This is a genomic window from Vibrio sp. bablab_jr001 (genome assembly GCF_016464285.1).
Lineage (GTDB): Bacteria > Pseudomonadota > Gammaproteobacteria > Enterobacterales > Vibrionaceae > Vibrio > Vibrio fluvialis.
In genome coordinates, this window is the sequence record NZ_JACDWZ010000041.1 from 89,485 (window position 1) to 107,529 (window position 18,045).

At 50.1% G+C, this 18,045-nt stretch carries 15 protein-coding genes; 10 read left to right on the forward strand and 5 right to left on the reverse strand.

The genetic code is table 11. The features are described from left to right. Positions 1–256: 256 nt before the first annotated feature. From JIG40_RS06385 to JIG40_RS06395, 3 genes are all read left to right on the forward strand, one after another. The gene (locus tag JIG40_RS06385; RefSeq protein ID WP_154184407.1) at positions 257–1,096 is read left to right on the forward strand and encodes a formate dehydrogenase accessory sulfurtransferase FdhD; all 840 of its coding nucleotides are present in this window, start codon (positions 257–259) and stop codon (positions 1,094–1,096) included. Between the two features lie 143 nt (positions 1,097–1,239). Beyond that, positions 1,240–3,588, forward strand: coding sequence for an ATP-binding protein (locus JIG40_RS06390; protein ID WP_199465043.1), 2,349 nt, complete (start codon positions 1,240–1,242; stop codon positions 3,586–3,588). Continuing rightward, positions 3,588–4,487, forward strand: a complete 900-nt coding sequence (locus JIG40_RS06395; RefSeq protein WP_020431048.1) for a mechanosensitive ion channel domain-containing protein — start codon at positions 3,588–3,590, stop codon at positions 4,485–4,487. Before JIG40_RS06390 ends, JIG40_RS06395 begins: the two co-directional genes overlap by 1 nt. Before the next feature lie 40 nt (positions 4,488–4,527). On the opposite strand, the gene JIG40_RS06400 is transcribed toward JIG40_RS06395, so the two are convergent. Together JIG40_RS06400 and JIG40_RS06405 are read right to left on the reverse strand one after the other, a co-directional pair. Beyond that, a complete protein-coding gene (locus JIG40_RS06400) occupies positions 4,528–6,570 on the reverse strand; it encodes a cache domain-containing protein (RefSeq protein WP_104408507.1) in 2,043 nt (680 codons plus the stop codon). Continuing rightward, entirely contained in the window at positions 6,548–7,999 is a 1,452-nt protein-coding gene (locus JIG40_RS06405) for a sigma-54 dependent transcriptional regulator (protein WP_199464996.1), read from the reverse strand. The genes JIG40_RS06400 and JIG40_RS06405 overlap by 23 nt, the downstream gene beginning before the upstream one ends. A 259-nt stretch (positions 8,000–8,258) precedes the next feature. Between JIG40_RS06405 and JIG40_RS06410 the strand changes: the two genes are divergently transcribed. From JIG40_RS06410 to JIG40_RS06435, 6 genes are read left to right on the forward strand one after another with little or no spacing between them, the layout of a single operon-like run. Next, the gene (locus JIG40_RS06410) at positions 8,259–9,074 is read left to right on the forward strand and encodes a substrate-binding domain-containing protein (protein ID WP_199464997.1); all 816 of its coding nucleotides are present in this window, start codon (positions 8,259–8,261) and stop codon (positions 9,072–9,074) included. A 9-nt stretch (positions 9,075–9,083) separates the two neighbouring features. Further along, the gene (locus tag JIG40_RS06415) at positions 9,084–9,782 is read left to right on the forward strand and encodes an ABC transporter permease (RefSeq protein WP_020331043.1); all 699 of its coding nucleotides are present in this window, start codon (positions 9,084–9,086) and stop codon (positions 9,780–9,782) included. 9 nt (positions 9,783–9,791) lie between these two features. Next, positions 9,792–10,502, forward strand: coding sequence for an energy-coupling factor ABC transporter ATP-binding protein (locus JIG40_RS06420; protein ID WP_020331042.1), 711 nt, complete (start codon positions 9,792–9,794; stop codon positions 10,500–10,502). Continuing rightward, positions 10,450–11,067, forward strand: a complete 618-nt coding sequence (gene mobA / locus JIG40_RS06425; protein WP_199251212.1) for a molybdenum cofactor guanylyltransferase MobA — start codon at positions 10,450–10,452, stop codon at positions 11,065–11,067. The genes JIG40_RS06420 and mobA overlap by 53 nt, the downstream gene beginning before the upstream one ends. Continuing rightward, positions 11,064–12,860, forward strand: a complete 1,797-nt coding sequence (locus JIG40_RS06430) for a bifunctional molybdopterin-guanine dinucleotide biosynthesis adaptor protein MobB/molybdopterin molybdotransferase MoeA (protein WP_199464998.1) — start codon at positions 11,064–11,066, stop codon at positions 12,858–12,860. Before mobA ends, JIG40_RS06430 begins: the two co-directional genes overlap by 4 nt. Before the next feature lie 28 nt (positions 12,861–12,888). After that, positions 12,889–13,158, forward strand: coding sequence for a DUF2960 family protein (locus tag JIG40_RS06435; protein WP_199464999.1), 270 nt, complete (start codon positions 12,889–12,891; stop codon positions 13,156–13,158). A 38-nt stretch (positions 13,159–13,196) separates the two neighbouring features. Here JIG40_RS06435 and nagK read toward each other — a convergent pair whose 3' ends face one another. Beyond that, positions 13,197–14,108 carry an N-acetylglucosamine kinase gene (nagK, locus tag JIG40_RS06440; RefSeq protein WP_020331038.1) on the reverse strand — a complete coding sequence of 304 codons (912 nt, stop codon included), beginning with the start codon at positions 14,106–14,108 and terminating at the stop codon, positions 13,197–13,199. 161 nt (positions 14,109–14,269) lie between these two features. Next, positions 14,270–15,007, reverse strand: a complete 738-nt coding sequence (locus JIG40_RS06445) for a tRNA-uridine aminocarboxypropyltransferase (protein ID WP_158130278.1) — start codon at positions 15,005–15,007, stop codon at positions 14,270–14,272. A gap of 119 nt (positions 15,008–15,126) precedes the next feature. Here JIG40_RS06445 and JIG40_RS06450 point away from each other — a divergent pair, with 119 nt between their 5' ends. Next, positions 15,127–15,918, forward strand: a complete 792-nt coding sequence (locus tag JIG40_RS06450; RefSeq protein ID WP_032081428.1) for a sterol desaturase family protein — start codon at positions 15,127–15,129, stop codon at positions 15,916–15,918. On the opposite strand, the gene JIG40_RS06455 is transcribed toward JIG40_RS06450, so the two are convergent. Further along, positions 15,915–17,948, reverse strand: a complete 2,034-nt coding sequence (locus JIG40_RS06455; protein WP_199252287.1) for a methyl-accepting chemotaxis protein — start codon at positions 17,946–17,948, stop codon at positions 15,915–15,917. The two genes, JIG40_RS06450 and JIG40_RS06455, sit on opposite strands and share 4 nt — an antisense overlap. Positions 17,949–18,045 lie beyond the last annotated feature (97 nt).

Genomic DNA, 18,045 nt, shown 5'->3' on the forward strand with positions numbered 1-18,045 from the left:
TTCTTTTCTTATGCTGACTGACGAAAAGCCGTTCACGATCATCATCAGACATGTTAGTGCGGTTTGTCTCTTCGATTTAGCAATTATTGAGCCATCAGACAGTTATCGTGATGCAGGCAATAAATTTTGTGTATTAACGATTAGATCGTTTTTGCTTTTTTCGCTAGTGTTGAAGACAGATTTGGAACAATCCTTGCTGCTTGCGTTTCCCTAGCAATAAGCAATGACATCATGTGAAAAACGACAGGAAATGGCTGTGATCAAACTTTCGATTATTAAAACCAGCGAAAACCCACTGCAGACAATGGACGTAGAGGTGTATGACGAATACGGCGAAAAACTGGTGAAGTCTATCGCCTGTGAACGCCCTCTTACGGTGTTATTGAATTGGAAAGAGATTGTCACGCTCATGACGCTGGGCTCCAGGCCTGAAGCGCTGGTGCTCGGGTATCTGAAGAACCAGAGCTTTATCTCCGACCCGCAAGCACTTGACTCGGTGATCATCGACTGGGAAACGAATTCAGCGGCTGTGGTGACCAAAGAAAACATTGATCATCTCGAACCTGCATTGAAGAAAAAGACAGTGACGTCTGGCTGCGGTCAGGGAACCATGTACGGCAACGTGATGAAACAGCTGGAAAACTACCAGGTTCCTCAGCGACCGATTAAACAATCACAGATTTATACGGCGCTGGAAGCGCTGACTCATTACAACGATACCTATAAAAAAGCAGGCGCTGTACATGGGTGTGCAGTGTGTCAGGGCGATCAGGTGCTTTCTTTTGTTGAGGACGTTGGCCGCCACAACGCGGTGGATACCTTAGCAGGTGAAATGTGGCTGAACGGCATGAGCGGCGAAGATAAGATTTTCTACACCACCGGACGCTTAACGTCTGAAATGGTGATTAAAGTCGCTCAGATGGGCATTCCCGTATTGCTGTCTCGTTCGGGGGTGACACAAATGGGGCTCGAACTGGCGCACCGCTTTGGCATTATTACGATTGCCAGAGCTAAGGGATTGCGTTTTCAGGTGTACAGCGGCGCAGACAAGGTCGAATTTGATGTCAAAGGCCATCTTGCTGAACCTGATGCGTGACATTGTCACCTAGTGCTTAGCCCCGCCTAGTGTAAATACCGCCTGCCTATGGAGTCGCGATCCCAATCTTGAGTCGCGACTTTTTTTGTCTTTCAGCTACACTAAATTCTGATAATCAATAAGTTAACTAAGTGAAAACGTCTATGCGGGCAGTGTCGAAATTCTTACTTTTGTTGTGTTGGTGCGTGGCTTTTCCAGCGCTGGCCGAATGGGAATATGATCAGGTTGATTTGATTCCTAAAGCGTCTGAACGCGTATTGCAGCTGGAAAACGAAGTCAGCGCCCTACCTGAACCTCTGTTTATGTCTCGTTCGGATCAGCAGAAAGTGAATACCCTGCTACATCAAGCTATTAGCGCGCAGCAAGATACTGTGGACCAATTTCAAACCTATCTGGCCAATTATCGTCACCAGAGCGATGAGCTGAACTGGTTCAATCTTCAGCAAACTTACCTATCTCTGGCCAGCCTCTCCCGCTCCAAGCAACACCTGCTCAGTCTGACCGATGGTTTTACGCGCGACCAATACACTGGCTTTGGCCCGGACGGCGTAAAGCAGTTTCAGGTTGAGTGGAAGCAGATGCAGCTCAATCTGGAATACCTGATGCTGTTTCAGATTCGCAGTTTCGAATCGATGCTCGGCGATTTACTGATTTCACCCGTGCCGTTTATTTGGTCGATCTGCAAGGTGCTGCTGATTTACTTCTTGTTGATTGGCTGGCTCAGGAACAGCAAACATCTCATCGATCTGTTTTGGCAGAGTTATCTGAAGGACAAACAGTCGCCGTCGCTGTTGGCGCGTGTAATTTGGTATATCAGCAGTGCGAACAAAGCGATTGCGTGGTTGATTGCGATTACGCTGTCCCTGCAGGTACTTAGTGCCATCAAGAGTTTGCAGCATTTGGTGTATCTGGAGATCTTTATTTGGTGGATTTGGGGTGGCGCCATTGCGGTAAGCCTGATCCTTGAATTTACCTACCGCTCCAGTCACACCTCCAACAAGGCATTGATAGCGCTGCGTTTGAGCACGATTCGGCGTATTGTCTGGACGGTGATCATCACAGGCGTGGTGTTGCAGCTTTCCATGCGTACCTTGGGCAAAGGCACCATCTATACATGGATTCTGACGACCATGTACTTGTGGTTCCTGCTGATGATCATTTCGGTGCTCAGTTTGTGGCGTGAACGGATTTTTGCCGTGGTAGAGAAGACGCCGGATAAGCCTTTGTGGGTCATGTGGGCCATGGGTAAAAAGAATACCCTTCTGCTGCGTATTCCTGCGACGCTGGTTGCCATGGTGTGGCTGACTATCAACGGTATTGAACGCCGCTTGATCGCAGCGCTGTCCAATTACACGTTCTTCAGTCAGGCGCTTGCTTACCTGTTTCGTATAGAAGCCGCCAAACAAACCACCAACATTGCCGCCGATCAGAACTATGTGCGTGTGCGGGGTGATGAGACATTTGAGTATATTCTGCCTGGGTCGTTCGACAGTGTGTTGGTCGACTACGCGAGTGAAGAGATGAAGCAGCTCTCCCGTTATCTGCTGACGGACAGTCCGGCGATTTGCGTGGTGACAGGCGAACGCGGGGTTGGTACGACGACACTGCTGTATAAGATTCTCAACAAAGTGAAGAACGCAGAGCCGCTTTATCTCAGCTGTCCTTATTCTGGTTATAACGAACTGCTTTCGCTGTTGGCACTCAGCCTGGGGATGGATGAAGATGCCACTGAAGTGCAGATCCTCGCTTACTTGCGCAAAAGTGAACAGACCTATCTGATTGCTGTCGATAACGCCCAGCGTTTAGTCAAACCTATGGTTGGCGGGCTGAGTAGCCTGATGCGTCTGACCAACCTGTTACGGCGTTCGAAAAAGAATCACCGCGTGGTCATGGCGCTTGAAAAATCGAGCTGGCGTTTTGTGGATCGCGCGCGTGGCGAGCGGCTGCTGTTTGACTGGGTGACCGTTCTTCCGCGCTGGAGCGAAAAACAGCTTGCCGAATTGCTTGATAGTCGCATTAACCCTGATGTCGAGCATCCCGTCTCATTTGACGGACTGGTGGTGCCCAAACAATGGGGTCAGGAAGAAAGTAGTGACGAAGAACGCGCGAAACAAGGTTTCTATCGCATATTGTGGCACTACTCGGATGGCAACCCGACGGTGGCGCTGCGTTTTTTCCGTCGTTCACTCAATCGCAACAAAGAAACTCAGCAAGTGGTCGTGCGCCTGTTCCATACGCCGGAATCGCAGGAGCTGGAAAAAATGCCCAAACCGATGCTGGCCGTGCTGCGCTCGATTGTTCAGCTTGAGATTGCTTCTCCGGAAGAGTTGTCGGAGTGTACTCAGCTGACGGTCCCCGAAGTGATTGGCATCATGCGCTATTTTGAAAGCCGCGGTTACATTGAATGGGCGGAAGACAAAACTCGTGTCTCTGACCACTGGTATCGCACCATAACCAACGTTCTTGATCGTCAACATCTGCTGGTGAAGTAATGAAAAGACTCAATCACATCGTACCTATCCACGGGTTGTTAGCGCTTCTGGCGTTTACGGCTTTTCCTGTTTTCGCGGCGGAGGATCTGGCGAATCTTGAAGACTTTCAACAGTTCGCCAGCCTTATCCGCTGGAGCGGCGTGTTTTTCTCGGTTCTGATCATCGCGGCGACCTGGTTGCTGTTGAAATTCATGAGTTCACTGGTGAACACCATCGGCGGCCAGTTTGTGCAGTACCGAATGGTGTTGCAGAAGTTTCATTCGTTCCTGCAGTTCTTCATCTACATGAGTGCCGGGATTGTGGTGTTCATGTTGAGCTTTCGCATGAATGACCACATTCTCGCGTTGATTGGCGGTACGCTGGCCGTCTCTGTAGGTTTTGCACTGAAAGACCTGGCGGCCTCCTTCATCGCTGGGATGACGGTGATGATTGACCGCCCGTTTCAGGTCGGTGACCGCGTCACGTTTGAAGGAAATTATGGCGATATTATCGCGATTGGTCTGCGCTCCGTGCGTATGCGCACTCTCACCGACGACATCATTACCATTCCGAACAACAAATTTCTCAATGAAGTGACCATCAGTGGCAACTACGGTGCGCTCGATATGCAGGTGGTGATCCCGTTTTACGTCGGTATGGATGAAGATATTGTGCTAGCGCGCGACCTGATTCAGGAAGCCGCCTCTTCAAGCCGTTATATCCACCTGCCCAAACCAGTGACGGTATTGGTGAAACAAACCATTACCGATAACTATCTTGCGGTACAGCTCACGTGTAAGGCGTATGTGGTGGATACCGCCTACGAGAAACTGTTTGAAACGGACATTACCCTGCGCGTCATGAAAGAGTTTAAAAAGCACGGCATTAAGCCGCCAAAGATTGCCGTACAAACACACTAAGTGAAAAAACGCCTCCAGTCGGAGGCGTTTTTCTTGCAGGTTAAGAGGCTTTGGTAATCAATAAATGGGCATCGGCCTTGCTTGGCAGATACACGCTGAAGGTACTGCCTTTACCCACTTCCGACTGAACACGAATCTCTCCGCCCGTCTGACTGAGTAAACTTTGTGAGACGGACAAACCGAGCCCGGTGCCTTCGCGCTTGGTGGTATAAAACGGGTCAAACACTCGCTTGAGGTGTTCCGGCTTAATGCCACACCCTTCATCTTCGATGTGGACGATGGCACCCAGCACTTCGCCATGTTCGCACCAATCTTCACTGCGAATGGTCAGTTTGCCTTTGCCATTCATGGCGTGGATAGCGTTCATCTGTAAATTGACCAGAATCTGCAATAACTGATGACGGTTTACTTCCACTGAGCTTTGCGCATGCAGGTCGGTGACAAATTCCACATCGCGCTTTTTCGAACCGGTTTTGACCAGCGTGATGCTTTCATCGATGATCGGATTGACGTGCTGCCAGGTAATTTCATCCTGTACGCCACCGTGGCGGCTGTATTGCAGCAGACTGCGGGTAATATTGCGAATCCGGTCTATCTGCAACATGATGGCGTCGATTTCCTCTTCGACCCGTTTGGCATCATCACCCAGCTCAAAGCGGATCAATTCCGTATTGCCCAGAATCACCGCGGTCGGGTTGTTGATCTCGTGTGCGATACCTGCGGTCAGTTCGCCCAATGCGGCGAGCTTTTCATGCACAATCAGTTTGTCGCGAGTTTGGTTCAGTAACTGAATGTGGTGTTCCAACTGTTCGGTTTTCTCTTGCAGGCTTGCCGTGCGATCGAGAATTTTTTCCTCCAGATCGTGGGCGGCACGCTGAATTTCTTCATTCCGCTGCTGCAGAAGATCGAGCATGTTGTCGAACTGTTTGGCAAGCTGTGCCAGCTCATGACGCTCATCCAAGCCAATGGCGCCGATGCGCTGATTTTTACCCAGTTGAACCAGCTTTACCACGCGATGGATACGCTCTATGGGCCGGAACAGATCGCGTGAGCCACGATAGACAAACACGCCCGAAGCGAGCAGCAATAGCAGCGTCGCTACGCCGATTTCGACAATATTGGTCAAATAGGTTTTCACAAACGGCCACAGCAGGTAGCCGGTATACAGCATGCCGACAACGTTATCGTACTGGTCACGAATCGGCTGGTACGCGGTGATATACCAGGCATCATATACATACGCTTTATCGACCCACTCTTTGCCCTGATTCAGCACGGCGTCGCGCACTTCGTTCGATACGCGCGTACCAATCGCCCGGCCTGCGCGCTCATCACTGTTTAACGGCACATTGGTACTGACGCGCAGATTATCGAGAAAGATCGTCAGAGTGCCGATAGGACGCAAATTATCTTGTTTGGTGGGATAAATCAGATCGCGGATCTGATCCACCAGTGTGCTGCTGTTGTTAAGCAACAAGCCGCCATCAAGAAAACCGATGATGTCGTTATATTGGTTCAGTACCGGAATGACTGTGCGGCTGACCAAGCCGCGCGTCTCGGTGCGATCGGCGTTAACCCGTTCGATTTCCGCGCGCTTAGCCAGTTGAGGATCGAGTTGTGCCAGCTCGCTTTGCGATAGAACATCAAAAAACGATTCACGTTTGGTTAAATCCAGATAACGAAACTTCTGCTCCAGCGTATCCACTCGCTCAAAGGTGAGAAAATCGAGATCGTAGCGCTGCTTCTGCTGATTCACCCATTGGTTGAGATCCGGCTCCTCACCCGCGTGCATTATGCGGGTACGAAACTCGTAAGAGTCGCCGAACGCTTTGACGTAACTGGCTTGCTTTTGTTGCAGTAACGTCATGCTGTTGTGCGCCACACCTAAGCGTTCAGACACATCGACCAGTGCACTTTGCCATGTGTAGTGAATCGACCAGTAGATAGAAATGGCGATCAACGCAATCAGCGTAAAGCCAATTGGCACTGAAGTGAGGATCAGCAGACGATAGCGCACCATGGTTTTGACCCGATGTCGCCACTTCTGCCACAGTGGAATCTTAGCCAAGATTGTCTTGCTCATCGCCATCCCACTCTTTGAATTTGCGCTCTAAGGTTTTGCGTGCAACACCTAAGTCACGTGCAGCCGCCGATTTGTTGCCTTCGTAGAAATCCACAATCTGCATGATATGTGCTTTCTCTACCTCTTTGAGTGTCCAGTGGTTGGGATAACCCGTACCTGAAGTTTCCACCACAATATCGCTGTGGGTCATCTTATCATTTAATTTTGGTGACGTTGTCACCTCAATCGCGACAGGATAGCCGTGTAACTCACGCCAGTAGTGGGCTGGTGGTTTGCCGAGCAGAATGCAGCGTTCTATGAGGTTCTTCAGCTCACGAATATTTCCCGGCCAGTCATAATCGTGCATGGCGGACACATCTTCATGTGCCCATTTTGGTACTGGCATACTCAGCTCGGCGCACAGCTTCTTGGTAAAAAACGGCACCAAATCTTTGAGATCGGCTTTACGTTCGCGTAGTGGACTGACATCGATTTTGAGGACATTAAGACGGTAGAACAGATCGCCGCGAAAACGCCCCTGCTCGACTTCTTGCTGCAGGTTACGGTTGGTCGCCGCTACGACTCGGACATCAATATTGATCTCTTTTTCGGACCCGACCGGACGAATGGCGCGCTGTTCCAATACACGCAGCAATGCGGACTGCATGGCCAGCGGCATTTCACCGATTTCATCAAGAAACAACGTGCCGCCATTGGCGACGCGAAACAGACCTTCTCGACTTTTCTTGGCACCGGTAAATGCGCCTGACGTGTGGCCAAACAGCTCACTTTCGAGGAGTTCCGGGGCAATGGCACCACAGTTAACGGGCACAAAAGGCCCCTGACGGTCGCTGGCTTCGTGAATCGCGCGAGCCACCAGTTCCTTACCCGTCCCCGATTCCCCTTCAACTAAAACGGAGGCTCTTGACGGCGCGAACTGCAGGATCAACTGCTTGAGCTGCTCAGTTTTGTGTGAATGGCCCATGATCTGGGTCGCGCAGTGGCGTTGATAGTCTCGTTGCAATGCGTACTGCATACGCTCGTTAAGACGCTTGTCCATACAGCGTTTTACCGCTTGCAGCATCTGATCAAGATTAAACGGCTTGAGAATGAAATCCGAAGCGCCGAGTTTCAGCGCGCTGATGGCGGTTTCCAAATCGGCATAACCGGTCATGAAAATAACGTCTGCGCGGCGGTCTTCGTCACTGAAGGCCTCTTCCCATTCGATGCCGGAGCGCCCCGGTAGGTTGATATCAAGAATGATCAGGTCGTAATGATGTTCAATACGCAGCGCTTCAGCTTCTTCAATGCTGCCGCTGCAGTCGACTTTGGAAAACCATTTACCCAGCGCTTTTTTTAGAATGGCTTGCATGCCGGGTTCGTCATCGACCACGAGCACAGAAAAAGCCTGGTATTGGAGAGATGATTGCGAGTCAAATGATTGAGACATAATGGATTCAAATTTCCTGTTGGGACATAACGACGCAATTAACCTTACTCTCGATAAGAGTAAATTGGGACATTTTGTCCTAGCTTATGTGCACTGACACTTATTTTAGTCAGGATCTGTGGAATATCCTTTGTTTTTCGGCGGGAAATTGCGCTATTAGTTTTGGCATTCAGATTGCAATAAGCCTCGCTTTGTTCGTGACTTTTTGGTCACGAATCAATGCATTCGTAATCAATCTCATCAAAAAATGGAAATTAGAATGAATAAAGTGACTTTCAGCCTCGCTGCTACTTCTTTGCTTCTCGTCAGTTATTCCGCTACCAGTGCCGATGATGTTCATCGCATTCGTCTGGCCACCACAACCAGCACTTATCACTCTGGCCTTCTTGATTACCTACTGCCTAAGTTTGAACAAGATTCCGGTTACAAAGTCGACGTCATTGCTGCTGGTACGGGCAAAGCGCTGAAGATGGGCGAAAACGGCGATGTGGATTTAGTGATGACACACGCGCCGAAAGCGGAAGCGACTTTTGTTGACCAGGGCTTTGGTGTCATGCCGCGTAAACTGATGTACAACGACTTCGTGGTTGTTGGGCCGGAGAGCGATCCTGCGCACGTCGCGGACCAGAAAGACGTCGCGGGCGTGTTTAAACAGATCGCAACCAGTGGCGTAACTTTCATCTCTCGTGGCGATGATTCCGGTACGCACAAAAAAGAGCTGGGTATCTGGGCCCAAAACAAAATTGAACCGAACTTCGGTGGCTACCGCTCTGTCGGTCAAGGCATGGGACCAACGCTGAACATGGCGTCTGAGATGCAAGCATATACGCTGACCGATCGTGGCACTTGGCTGGCGTACACCAACAAGCTGGATCTGAAGATTCTGTTCCAGGGCGACAAAGCGTTGTTTAACCCATACCAAGTGATTCTGGTGAACCCTGAACGTTACCCAACCATCAACTATCAAGGCGCGAAAGTCTTCAGTGACTGGTTGGTCGCCGAGAAAGGCCAAAAGCTGATTAACGATTTCAAACTCAATGGACAGCAGCTGTTTGTTGCCAACGCGCACGAGTAACCGCGGTTCATGAGTTTATGGCAAACCACATTGGAGGCACTCACCTTACTGGTGAGCTTTGACTCCGAGCTATGGGAGATCGTTGCGGTCTCCTTTAGTGTTTCTCTGGCGGCGATCGGTTTAGTGATCGTCCCGTCTGTATTGCTGGCTTTTGTGTTCGCGTATACCAATTTTCGGGGCAAATGGTTCCTGCTTTCCCTGATCAACACTCTGCAAGCTGTTCCAACGGTGGTGATTGGCTTGTTGCTCTATATGCTGCTGTCTCGGGCGGGTCCGCTTGGCGATTGGCAAATGCTGTTCACTCAAAAAGCGATGATCTTCGGTCAGATGCTGATCTGTTTTCCTATTTTGGTGTCAATGATGCACGGCGCGTTGCAATCGAGCGATCGCCGCTCGGTCGAAACGGCAATGACGCTGGGGGTGTCGGTTCCGCGGATTGCTGCAACCATGGTGTGGGAAACCCGTTTTCCACTCTGTGCCGCGACTATTGCAGGCTTTTCTCGTATTGTGACTGAAGTCGGCTGTTCAATGATGGTGGGCGGCAACATTATGGGCCTGACCCGCAACATCCCAACCGCGATTGCGATGGAAAGTCACAAAGGCGCTTTTGCGCAAGGTGTTGCACTGGGAATGGTGCTACTCTCATTAGCACTGGCTCTCAACTTTTTGCTTACCAGTATGCGTGGCAAAGGCTATCTACGTACATAAGGATGTCGAATGTCGATTAAGCTGACCGCACAGCAGTTATCTATGCGTTTTAAAGATCGCGTTCTGTTTCACATTCCACAATTGTCGATTGGCCCGAATGATGCGATTTATCTCAAGGGTGACAACGGTGTGGGTAAAACCACGCTGCTTAAAATTCTGTCCGGGCTTCTGGTTCCGACTACGGGCAGAGTGTCTAACAGCCAGACGTGGTGGCGCAGAATCTGGCGTAGCAAAGCGCGCCGCAACGTTATCTACCTGCATCAAAGTCCCTATCTGTTCGACGACACCGTGTATCAAAACGTGGTGTATGGCATTCGTTTCTCTTCTCTGTCTGCCAAAGACAAGCGTGCTGAAGTGATCACTGCGCTGCGCATGGTGGGACTAGAAACATTGGCCGATGAGCATGTGTCGGTGTTATCCGGCGGTGAAAAGCAGCGTGTTGCGATGGCTCGAGCGTGGATTTTAAAGCCGTCTATTTTGCTGATGGATGAGCCGAGTGCGTCATTAGATCAGGAATCTATCGACAGATTAGTTATAATGGCCAAGGATTTACTGGACCGAGGCTCCAGTTTGGTGATCACCAGTCACCAGACCAACGCGCTCACTACATTGTGTAAAAAACAGTGGTGGATTAAAGACCGTACCTTGGTTGAATCACCGCTGCTTCATGTCGTCAAAGAAGAACAAGAGAATACCTATGTTACTTCCCTCTCAAACTAGTTGGGTGATTTTAGCGGGTGGGCAAGCCAGCCGCATGGGTGGAAACGACAAGGGACTGATCAAACTCAACGATAAACCTTTGGTTCAGCACGTACTGGAACGTCTGCAACCTCAAACAGACCATATCCTCATCAATGCCAACCGTAATCAGGAGTGGTACCAACAGTTCGCGCCTGTGGTTTCGGATCAGTTTGCCGGTTACCCGGGCCCACTTGGTGGTATTCACGCCGGACTCAACGCAGCGCAGACTGATTGGGTCGGCTTTGTACCTTGTGATAGCCCGATGATTGCGAAAGACCTGGTGGCGCGTTTTTGCGCTGCAGTGACGCCGCAAACCGATATTCTGGTCGCGAACGATGGTGAACATCAACAACCCGTGTTCACACTGTTTCACAAACGCGTGCTGCCAAAACTGGCTGCGTTTCTGGAGCGTGGCGACCGCAAAATTATTCTGCTGTATAACGAATGTCACACCGCCGAAGTTGATTTCAGCGATTCACCAGACTGCTTTTTCAATTTAAATACGCCACAAGAGCTGGCTCAATTCGGAGCATTACAGCCATGAATTCATCGCATTCTTCACGCCCATCCCTGCCTTTGCTCGGTTTTGCGGCGTACTCCGGAACCGGCAAAACCACCTTGTTGGAAGCCTTGGTTCCCAAACTCACAGCGGCTGGCCTTCGCTTAGGCATTCTAAAACATGCTCACCACAATTTTGATGTCGATAAGCCGGGCAAAGACAGCTACCGTCTGCGCAAAGCCGGTGCCTCCCAGATGCTGATCGCCTCACGGAATCGCTTTGCGCTGATGACGGAAACGCTGGATGCAGAAGCCGAGTTTGACTATCTGTTGCAACGCTTTGATGCTCAGCAGTTGGATGTAATTTTAGTGGAAGGTTGTAAGAACATTGCGTTTCCGAAAATCGAACTGCACCGTGCCGAGGTTGGCAAACCGTGGCTTCACCCGAACGATGACAACATCATTGCGATTGCCGCTGATGAAACGGTGGAGTCGTCCCTGCCACAGATGAACATTAATGATTTGGATGCGATTGCCAAGTTTGTGCTCGATTACGTTGGCAAAGCAGGCAAACCTCTCGAATCAAAAACCGGCAAAGCTGAAACCGGAAGCTGCGATACGCTTTCCCCTGCCTTCTTATCGGTAGAACAAGGTCGCCAAAACATCCTTGATGCAGTACAGGTGCTGACAGAATCTGAATCCGTTGCGGTCAATGAAGGCTACCAGCGGGTATTGAGTGCGGCGGTAACGTCCCCTATCAACGTACCGGCATACCGTAATTCCGCCATGGATGGTTACGCTATTCGCAGCGAAGACATTGGTTTGGCGCAATTTGAACTGGTCGCGGAAGTAATGGCGGGCCACGGCTACAACAAAGTGCTGCAAGCCGGGCAAACGGTGAAGATCATGACTGGCGCGCCTGTTCCTGAGGGTGCAGACACGGTGGTGATGCGCGAACAGGCACAAACCAATGGAAATCGCGTGTCTTTCGGCGATGCGTACATCAAGCCAGGTCAGAACGTGCGTCAGGCAGGCGAAGATCTGGCACTTGGTCAACATGTCTTCGAGGTTGGCCAACGAGTGCTTTCTGCTGAGACGGGCATGATAGCATCGCTGGGTTTTGCCACTTTGCCTGTTTATCGCAAACTCAAAGTCGCCCTGTTTTCCACTGGTGATGAAGTGCAGGCGCCTGGCAGTGAACAGAATGATCACTGCATTTTCGATTCGAATCGCTACACCCTGATGGGGCTACTGACGAACTTGGGGTGTGAGATCATCGATCTTGGCATTATCGAAGACGACGAAGCGCGAATGATGGAAACATTGCAACACGCCGCAGAGAATGCGGATGTGGTGATGACCTCTGGCGGTGTTTCTGTCGGTGATGCCGATTTCATTAAATCCGCACTGGAAAAACTGGGACAAATTGATTTCTGGCGCATCAACATGCGCCCGGGACGTCCACTTGCGTTTGGCCATATCCAAAACAAACCTTTCTTTGGTTTACCAGGCAATCCTGTCGCGGTGATGGTGTCATTCATCAATTTTGTTGAGCCTGCCCTGCGCAAGATGCAAGGCGAAACCGATTGGACTCCGTTGAAAATCAATGCGATTGCGATGGAAGAGCTGCGCTCCCGTCAAGGGCGCACTGAATTTAGCCGTGGTGTCTACACCCTTAATGAGCTCGGTCAGCTCACGGTCAAAACCAAGGGTAAGCAGGGTTCCGGCATTCTGCGTTCTATGAGCGAAGCGAATTGCCTGATTGAAATTAATCCTGCGATTGATACGGTAAAAGTCGGTGAAAGCGTGACAATCATCCCACTACAAGGCAGAATCTAGCCTATTCATAAGGTATGAGAGAGAAAACATGGCTCGCACCATTATTTACACCTACAAAAACGAAGAGAAAACGCTGACATTCTCATACGAGAAACATCGCAATATTCATGAAGCGGTCGCCGAAGCAGAAGGCATCGATTTGAAAGACTATCTGAAGATGGAACAACAAATTGAAGCGATTTCGGATACCAAAGCGGTACGTAACTACCGTGATAATCACTTCAAGAAGTTGGGATTTGGCTCCATCACCCTGCAAGCCAAAGAGAACTTTGGTGTCGGTAAAAAGCCGAAACAGTGATGATGAAAAAAGGGCTTGCGACTGCAAGCCCTTTTTCTTTATTTGATGTTCAGGAATGCCGCGCCGCGCACACCACCTGAATCGCCATGTTTGGCTTTGATGATCTTCGGACATTTCGCGACCGACAGCAGATGCTTAGGTACGCGCTTTGGCATCTCTTCATAGATCAGTTCGAAGTTCGACAGGCCACCACCCAACACGACAACGTGCGGATCGTTCGCGGTAAAGATATTACCGAAACAGATCGCCAGCAGTTCCATAAAGCGCTCAACGTGCTCAACCGCTTTCGCCTCACCTTCTTTGTGCGCGTTGATGATCTCGATCGCTTTCTTCTTCTCGCCAAAGTAGTGTTCGTAAATCAGCTCAAAACCGCGGCCAGACAGGTAGTTGTCCATACAGCCTTTATTGCCGCAACCACAGCTCAGCAGCGGCGCTTTATCAGAGCCTAAATGGAACCAGGCATCAATGGGTAGGCGCATGTGACCGATTTCACCCGCAACGTGGTTGCGGCCAGAAAATACTTTGCCTTCGTAAACCAGACCACCGCCAAAACCTGTACCCAGGATCAAACCCATGACGGATGGCGCGTCTTTCAGTTCATCATCCCACGCTTCAGACAGCGCGAAACAGTTCGCATCGTTTTCAATTTTTACGCTGCGGCCAATTTTGGCTTCCAGATCCGCGCGTAACGGTTTGCCTTTTGCAGACGGTACGTTTACGGTCAGAACGGTACCATCATCAGCATCTTCCATTCCTGGCAAGCCAAGACCAATTGTGCCTTGGACGCCAAATTCTTCATCGTATTTCGCAACCAGACCAGCGATCGTGTCCACTAATAGCTGGTAATCTTCTGTTGGTGTCGGCACGCGCTCAGTCGCTACGCGTTCAAGCTTCTCGTTGAATGCACCAAACTCAATTTTTGTCCCGCCGACATCAAAGCCGTAGTACATGCGATTCTCTCCTAATAAAGCACCCCAACCTTGGGATCAAAATAACAAAAGTTAAACAGCGGTATTATCCATAGACCACCTGACACAGTCCGTGACCAAGGACGGGTTTATTTTGTCACTTGAACTGATTGCGCAGTTAGCAACCAGCAAATTGCCAGAGTTTAGAGTGACTTCTCGCTTTCGCGATGCTCAATGAATCGTTTCAGGGCAATTTTTTCACCATCCACTTTGAGGCGAGACTTACACATCAGGTAGCTCTCTTTAAAGGCGTCGAACCACAGTCGCAGTGTGTCTGCGGCTTGATATTCCCCGAACTTATCCAAAACTAAACTTGCCACTTCAGCGGTCGCCAGATGTTGTTCGTTATCTGACTTACGCATGACGTAACGCGACAAAGTCTCCGGCTCGATCGATACTAAAGGCAGATTGGCGAGGTAATCCGATTTACGGAAAATGCGCTTCGCTTCGCGCCAACTGCCATCGAGGAAAATTAAAAGTGGTTTGCGACGGTCTGTTCTCTCAGGCAGCGCGGTCATGACGCGTTGTTTGTCTTCTTCAAGTTCCGCCGGGAAAACGAGAACCGGGAAATAGGCCGGATCGTTCAGGATCGCCAGCATCTCTTCTGCGGGTTCTGTTCGGCTCCACTGAAACACGTAGGTTTCTTTGATGATGTCGGCAATTAAACGCCCGGTGTTGCTGGGTTTAAACACTTCGTTTTCAGAGACGATCAACATCACCGCAACGTCGGTGTCGACATCAGGCTGGTGGGCACACAAGCAGTGCACTTCACTGACATGGCAATACGGGCAGCGAATGATACGTGACCCGCGAGCCAAAAAAGGTTTAGTTGATCGTTCAAGGCGATACTGATACAAACGATGGAAGGCGTGAATTCTCATAGACGCAGTGACAGAGGAAAAATAGGCTGCGATTTTACTGACAGCTTGTGCCCTGCGCCAGTGTTGTCTTGAGGGAAACGTAAAGTTTTTAGCGAAAAGGAAATTTGCTGGAGGCGATGATGTTACAACACACAGAAACCGTTCGACTGATGATTTTCATGCTGGTGCTGATCGCATGCGCACTGTGGGAATCGAATCGTCCGCGAAAAATACTGACACAGAGAAAGTGGCTGCGCTGGGTAAATAACCTCGGCTTAGTTGGCCTCAACAGCCTGCTTTTGACGTTGATGATGCCGATCGTGGCAGTATCCGCGGCGCACTGGACCGAAGTGACTCACTTTGGCCTGCTTTACTGGCTGGAAATCCCGCCAGCACTTGCCTTTGTCTTGTCGATTATCTTATTAGACGGCGTGATTTACGCGCAGCATGTAATGTTTCATCGCCTGCCCGTTTTGTGGCGTTTGCACCGTATGCATCACGCGGATCAGGACATTGACGTAACCACAGGTACACGTTTCCATCCGGTGGAAATCATTATCTCGATGTGGATTAAAGTGGGTGCGGTGACATTGATTGGTGTTTCTCCACTTGCCGTGGTTGTGTTTGAAATTGTGCTCAATGCCAGCGCAATGTTTAACCACAGCAACGCTCGTCTGCCGCTTGCGATCGATAAATGGCTGCGCATCCTGGTGGTGACGCCCGACATGCATCGTGTCCACCATTCTGTTATTGAACGTGAGACACACTCCAATTTTGGTTTCTTTTTATCGGTGTGGGATCGGCTGTTTGCGACTTATATTGCCCAGCCAGAGTTGGGACATGAAGGGATGAAAATCGGTCTGCCGCAGTTTCAGCAATCCCGAGAACAATGGCTGGATAAAATGCTTACCCAGCCATTTCGGGAAAGTTAACTCAGAGTGTACTTGTGCAGCATCGCTTGCTGATGGCCGGCGATTTCGGCCACTTGCTCTGAGCTTTCGACCATGGCTTCGAGCTGCAGCTTAGTTTGCTCACCTTGCTCTGAAATTTGTGTAATGGACTGGCTGACATCCGCTGTAGCGCGTTCTTGCTCTTCCGTGGCCACAGATATTTGCTCAACACGAGCGCGAATGTGGGTCACTGCCTGCTCAATATCAGAGAAGGTGGTTTTAACCTCTTCGCTGGATGCGAGAGCATGCGCCATTTCGGTACGTGAATCTTCCACTGCCTGACGAGAACGGCCAGCCGCTTGCACCAGCTCGTTCATCATTTCGCGAATATTGGCTGTTTGTGTTGTGGTGTCGCTGGCAAGCTTGCGCACTTCATCCGCGACCACCGCAAACCCTCTGCCCTGTTCACCAGCACGTGCCGCTTCAATCGCGGCGTTCAATGCCAGCAAGTTGGTGCTGTCGGCAATACCGCTGATCAAATCGACCATTTCACGAATTTTGGTCACGCGTGTGTCGAGCTCCAGCATCGCCGATTCGTTGATATTGAGTGTTGAATCGAGAGACTCCAGACGTTGACGGTTCAGTTCGACCACCTTCACGCCATTGGCCGAGTGCTCCGCGGCAGACAGTGAATCCGTGTAAGAATCATTGGTCACGCCCGCAATTTCACGAATTGATGCTTCGAGCTGGTTGATGGTGGTCACCATATTCATCAGTGCCTGGTTTTGCAGGGCCAGACTCTTATTCGATTGATCGGCGGCGTCGTAACTCAGTTCAGCCGTTTGATACAGCGTTTCGCAGTTGCGTGTAACGGTCGAAATGGAATCGTGTGTACTGTCGATCACCTGATTGAGTTGGTTTGCGATGTGATGAAACTCTTGCGGCCCCGTCATCGAAGCCTGATGTGCCAGATCGTGTTCGGTCATCAACGTCAGATGCTTGCTGATATTTCGCATACCGCTGTTGACCCATTTACGCAGTCCAAACCAGGCAAGTACAATCATCACCACCAGAGCCGCGCCACTCACCAATTGAATCCAAGTGACGCTTTGCATCGTGCTTTGCACTTCTTGTTCTTTGGATGCGATCAATGATTTGGCATCATCCGACAACGCATTCAGAATGCTGACCGTCTGTTTAGCGACGACGGCTGCTTGCTCAAATTGCTGGTTTTGTTGTTGTGACGTTTCCAACTTCGTGAGGATCTGATCCAGGATGCCGCCGGATTTGAACCCGGTTTTCACCATGTCATACGGCGCGGTCAGGCTGGCAAAGTCAGTAACATCCGGGTGCCACTCTTTGAAATCGTCATAAGCCAGTTCAAGGCCCGCAATGCGGCTTTTCAACTCTTTGTATTGGGTGTGTGCCTTGTCTAAATCGTCCTGCATCATCAGCATCAGGAAAGTACTTTCCATTGAGCTTGCCGAAGCGGTAAAGCGGTTAGCCGCATCCATCGATTCCGGGTTGTCGACAGAAAGAAATGAGGCAATACGGCTCATTTCTGGCCCTATCGAACTCAAACCATAACGAAAGCCTGTTGCCTGCTGGGCAATTTCTTGTTGTTGAGCAAGCTGTTGCTGTTGAGCGTTGAGAATATCATTCGATAAGTTGCTCAGTTGCGCAATGCTGTCAACCAGTGCCTGCTGTTTGCTGGCATCGATCAAATTGTTGAATTGAGCCGCGATGGTCTTCATCTGCTCAAGAGAATGCTGGGCTTGCGTATCGAGCTCAGAAATGTTGGACTGAATAGCTGTGAGCTCGTCAGTGGTTTTGGCACGCGTGCCGTAACCCAGGTATTTGACCTGTTCGAGAATGTTTTGGGTCAGTGTTGCGTTATTTAACGCGAGCGGCAATGCCTGCTCCGATAAGTGATTGAATTGATACCCCACCCGTTCGATGCCTTTGATACTGGTGACAGACAACACGATAACGAGTAGTGTGATCGACATAAAGATGGCAGTGAGTGTTTGGATTAAAGAAAACACTTTGCCCTGCTGAGTAAGCTGAGTCATAGGAAGTTGAGAGTCCGATTCCACTTTTAAAGATCCGTCGACATGGTAGGAATCGAATGTGTCAGAAATATTTCATTCAAATTTCAGTTAAGTTACA

Coding starts and splice junctions, on each gene's coding strand:
- JIG40_RS06420 (WP_020331042.1), top strand. CDS start 9,792: ATGTCGATTAAGCTGACCGCACAGCAGTTATCTATGCGTTTTAAAGAT.
- JIG40_RS06435 (WP_199464999.1), top strand. CDS start 12,889: ATGGCTCGCACCATTATTTACACCTACAAAAACGAAGAGAAAACGCTG.
- JIG40_RS06390 (WP_199465043.1), top strand. CDS start 1,240: ATGCGGGCAGTGTCGAAATTCTTACTTTTGTTGTGTTGGTGCGTGGCT.
- JIG40_RS06455 (WP_199252287.1), bottom strand. CDS start 17,948: ATGACTCAGCTTACTCAGCAGGGCAAAGTGTTTTCTTTAATCCAAACA.
- JIG40_RS06450 (WP_032081428.1), top strand. CDS start 15,127: ATGTTACAACACACAGAAACCGTTCGACTGATGATTTTCATGCTGGTG.
- JIG40_RS06430 (WP_199464998.1), top strand. CDS start 11,064: ATGAATTCATCGCATTCTTCACGCCCATCCCTGCCTTTGCTCGGTTTT.
- JIG40_RS06445 (WP_158130278.1), bottom strand. CDS start 15,007: ATGAGAATTCACGCCTTCCATCGTTTGTATCAGTATCGCCTTGAACGA.
- nagK (WP_020331038.1), bottom strand. CDS start 14,108: ATGTACTACGGCTTTGATGTCGGCGGGACAAAAATTGAGTTTGGTGCA.
- JIG40_RS06415 (WP_020331043.1), top strand. CDS start 9,084: ATGAGTTTATGGCAAACCACATTGGAGGCACTCACCTTACTGGTGAGC.
- mobA (WP_199251212.1), top strand. CDS start 10,450: ATGTCGTCAAAGAAGAACAAGAGAATACCTATGTTACTTCCCTCTCAA.
- JIG40_RS06405 (WP_199464996.1), bottom strand. CDS start 7,999: ATGTCTCAATCATTTGACTCGCAATCATCTCTCCAATACCAGGCTTTT.
- JIG40_RS06400 (WP_104408507.1), bottom strand. CDS start 6,570: ATGAGCAAGACAATCTTGGCTAAGATTCCACTGTGGCAGAAGTGGCGA.
- JIG40_RS06395 (WP_020431048.1), top strand. CDS start 3,588: ATGAAAAGACTCAATCACATCGTACCTATCCACGGGTTGTTAGCGCTT.
- JIG40_RS06410 (WP_199464997.1), top strand. CDS start 8,259: ATGAATAAAGTGACTTTCAGCCTCGCTGCTACTTCTTTGCTTCTCGTC.